The organism is Streptomyces litchfieldiae (assembly GCF_031845365.1).
Lineage (GTDB): Bacteria > Actinomycetota > Actinomycetes > Streptomycetales > Streptomycetaceae > Streptomyces > Streptomyces litchfieldiae.
In genome coordinates, this window is the sequence record NZ_JAVREL010000119.1 from 1 (window position 1) to 441 (window position 441).

General features: G+C 73.0%; 1 protein-coding gene. It reads right to left on the reverse strand.

The genetic code is table 11. The annotated features are described in order from the left end of the window. On the reverse strand, positions 1–441 hold a 441-nt coding region (locus RM590_RS35660; protein WP_449657258.1), incomplete at both ends, for a hypothetical protein.

Consider the following 441-nt stretch of genomic DNA (forward strand, 5'->3'; position numbering starts at 1 on the left):
GTCCTGCGTGGCCGGGCACGGGGAGAGTTCGACCTCGGGGCAGCGGTGAGTGCCGCTCGCGCCGAAGCGGGCCGTGCAGGTGCGTAGCCCGGTGAACCGGGCCAGCAGCGCGGCCGACTGGACAGCGTCGGACCGGGCCGAGAACGGGCCGAAAGCGGTGCGGCTTCCGGGATTTCGCACGACGGACCACCTCGGGAAGGCCTCGTCGGTCAGCGCCACCCACCACCATCGCTGGGGGTACTTGGAGCGGCGGTTGTACGGCGGCGCGTGGGCGGCGAGCAACCGGAGCTCGCGGACACCGGCCTCCAGCTCGTGGGCGCACTCGACATGGTCGACGGCCTGCGCCAGTGAGGCCATCTCCTTCATCCGGGCCCGCGGGTCGGCCCCGGTGAAGTACTGCCGGACCCGCCGCCGCAGATCGACCGCGGTGCCGACGTAGAG